At 43.7% G+C, this 2,739-nt stretch carries 3 protein-coding genes; 1 reads left to right on the top strand and 2 read right to left on the bottom strand.

Translation table 11 applies throughout. The features are described 5' to 3' along the window. Together F6J94_RS32750 and F6J94_RS32745 are read right to left on the bottom strand one after the other, a co-directional pair. Positions 1-553, bottom strand: a 553-nt coding sequence (locus F6J94_RS32750; RefSeq protein WP_293047869.1) for a DUF4388 domain-containing protein, incomplete at its 3' end; no start/stop codon positions are given. A gap of 661 nt (positions 554-1,214) precedes the next feature. After that, entirely contained in the window at positions 1,215-1,625 is a 411-nt protein-coding gene (locus F6J94_RS32745; RefSeq protein ID WP_071102467.1) for a roadblock/LC7 domain-containing protein, read from the bottom strand. A 431-nt stretch (positions 1,626-2,056) separates the two neighbouring features. Here F6J94_RS32745 and F6J94_RS32740 point away from each other — a divergent pair. Then, the coding region (locus F6J94_RS32740) for an amino acid--tRNA ligase-related protein (RefSeq protein WP_293047867.1) at positions 2,057-2,739 on the top strand (683 nt) is incomplete at its 3' end.

The raw sequence follows: 2,739 nt of genomic DNA, 5'->3' as shown, positions 1-2,739 counted from the left end.
TCACCATCGCCCTAGATAGTGCGGAGGTTGTCTCAGGTAGCTTGTCTGCTAATCCAGTCCAATCTGGTAGAGCTCGCAGACCAATTAGAGTTGCTTTGGTAGCTGAGATGCTTAAACCCGTCATTTCTATCGTGGGCAAGGTTGCCTTAGAGTCAAACCTAAATTTAGCATCTTTGAGCCTGAATAAGCCACAAACTGAGCGTATAACCTGGGCATGAAATAGTAGTCTCAACTGCTCTGGATGCATAAATCCCTTAGTCTTCAAGTACAGACCAATAGGTTTATTCGCCGGACATCGATTTACCTGTTCATTAATTACCTCAGGGCTCAGCCAACCCCGCTGACACATCATTTTCAGCAGGCATTGGTGATCCAGACGATGGCTAACTGCCAAGATCCGACCTTGGCGCAGTAGAATATGTCGAGCTTTTATTTCTTGACTATGCCTACTTAGCTTGAATCGGAGGGTTAGTAATCCAGTTTTGTTTCCCTGATCGAGGAACTGAAACAATTCTGGGAGGGAAAATTCCGCTAAAGAACTCGTGATAGCCATTACTTGTCAATAATAAATCAATTAACCTATTACTAGGCTTAAATTTATTGATAGTCACATCACCTAATTAATAATCTCTTTTTTTTATCCATTTTTTGGGATTTTCTAGTAAAGTTATTAAATTTTAATTATTTTACAATACATTTATAACCATTGGGTTAGTAATTCCCTAAGTGTAAAGTGAAAAATTTATATCTTATGACTGATGCGTCAAATGAAGATATAAGCATCAGAGAGGAGAGGTTCAGCAGGGTTTCTGACATTGGCAATCTGACATTGGCAATAGGCTTAACTCAAACCTGGCGCTTAGATAGCTTTGCCAGTATAGCAACTTCCAGTTAAGACCATAGGTATCTTGAGTTACCTAAAATCAAAAGGATTTCTTAAATTATTCAAATAACAGTGAGCATTTTTACGAAAAATCATAGCAAATAATACATTATATTGAACTATCTGTCAAGATGAAATTCACCCACCCTACTCGAATATCAAGTCTGGTTGAATACCCATAATTAAGGGGCGGGGGCGCCGGGAGGATGGGGAGTGTAGGAAGATGGGGAGATGGCCAGATGGGGAGATGGGGGAGGTTTTTATTAAGGGTAATTATCCCGACATGATATAAGCAGTGGCAACCTTTCATATCTTTGCTGTGGCACTTTAACTAGAGTTTTGTTTCATAAATTCCTGGTATGGAATGGTGAGGCTCTAAGGCTGCCTTCAACTCTGGAATCACCCGCTTGATTTCCAGCATCAGCACCCCCTGTTTAGCTGCCTTGGTGGCTAAGACTAATAGAACAGCATACTCGCCACAGTTGGTTAGTATGCCATAACCTTTATTACCTTCTACGAAGATGCGGTCTAGAATGCCTCTGGACAATTCCGAGCCAATCCGTTCACCTAGGGATAACATAGCAGCTGACATGGCTGATACTCGTTCTTCATCCATCTCGCTCGGTAAACTGGATGCTATAGGCAGTCCATCAGGAGAAACTAAAGCAGCTCCTTGAACCTCACTGGTGCTGGTGACAAAATTTTGGATAATGGTCTCCAGCTTGGCGGTATTAATGGTCATGGTTATCCATTCCTCATCAAAACGTTACTGCTCAATCGAGTTTGTGGAAAATAGAGTGATAGGGAAAGTCTAGCCAATTATCAAGGTCTAGTTGCCATACTCGGTCGTTGCAGTAAATTCGTCGGAGATCTGGCTTGGGTTAGGATATCAGGAACTATAGCCCAAAGGTACACAAAACCTATGAAACCTTTTCCCCCATATCAGGAAGCCTAGTGTCAGACTATGGCCTAGACTCGGGTCAAATGAGCTATAATTCAGACTTTGTGGTGGCTGAAATTGCCTGGGTCGGCTTACTGGCGGGGGATTTTAATCCTAGTAAAGTGCCTGTAAAACAGGAAATATCATCCGTGAGGGTGAGAATCTAAGACCATAACGCGCCAGGGTTTAGCCTGATAAGTAAATTAATTCAACCAGTATTATAGACAAAGACTATGCGAACTCATTATTGTGGTCAACTCCGAAGCCAGCACATTGGTGAAACTGTTACCCTCTGCGGCTGGGTGTCCAGACGTCGCGACCATGGAGGTGTGATCTTCTTGGACCTACGGGATATTCGTGGTGTTGTCCAAATTGTTAGTGACCCTGAGCGTACCCCCGATTCCTATCAAGATGCCGATCACCTGCGCAATGAATATTTAGTGAAGGTTACCGGACGAGTTACTAAGCGTCCTGACGAGTCCCTTAATCCCAAATTGCCTACTGGCGAGGTAGAAATTTACGCTCTCTACATTGAACTGCTCAATAAAGTGCGTAAGCAGTTGCCATTTCAGGTGTCCAGTGCTGATACTGAGTCAGTGCGAGAAGACTTACGGCTGAAATATCGGTATTTGGACTTAAGACGCGATCGCATGAGCAAAAACCTGCAACTGCGCCATCAAGTGATTAGAGGAATTCGCCGTTACCTGGAAGATGAACAAGGTTTCATGGAAGTGGAAACCCCAGTACTAACTCGTTCCACTCCCGAAGGTGCTAGAGACTATCTTGTCCCCTCCCGTGTTAATCCGGGTCAGTGGTACGCTCTGCCCCAATCCCCCCAATTGTTTAAGCAGCTGTTGATGGTATCGGGTATGGATCGATACTACCAGATTGCCCGATGTTTCAGGGATGAAGACCA

Source organism: Moorena sp. SIO1F2, assembly GCF_010672755.1.
In the GTDB taxonomy this organism is placed as follows: Bacteria; Cyanobacteriota; Cyanobacteriia; order Cyanobacteriales; family Coleofasciculaceae; genus Moorena.
Note: the sequence above shows the minus strand (reverse complement) of the source record. Positions and strands in the feature narration are given on the sequence as shown.

Coding starts and splice junctions, on each gene's coding strand:
- F6J94_RS32745 (WP_071102467.1), bottom strand. CDS start 1,625: ATGACCATTAATACCGCCAAGCTGGAGACCATTATCCAAAATTTTGTC.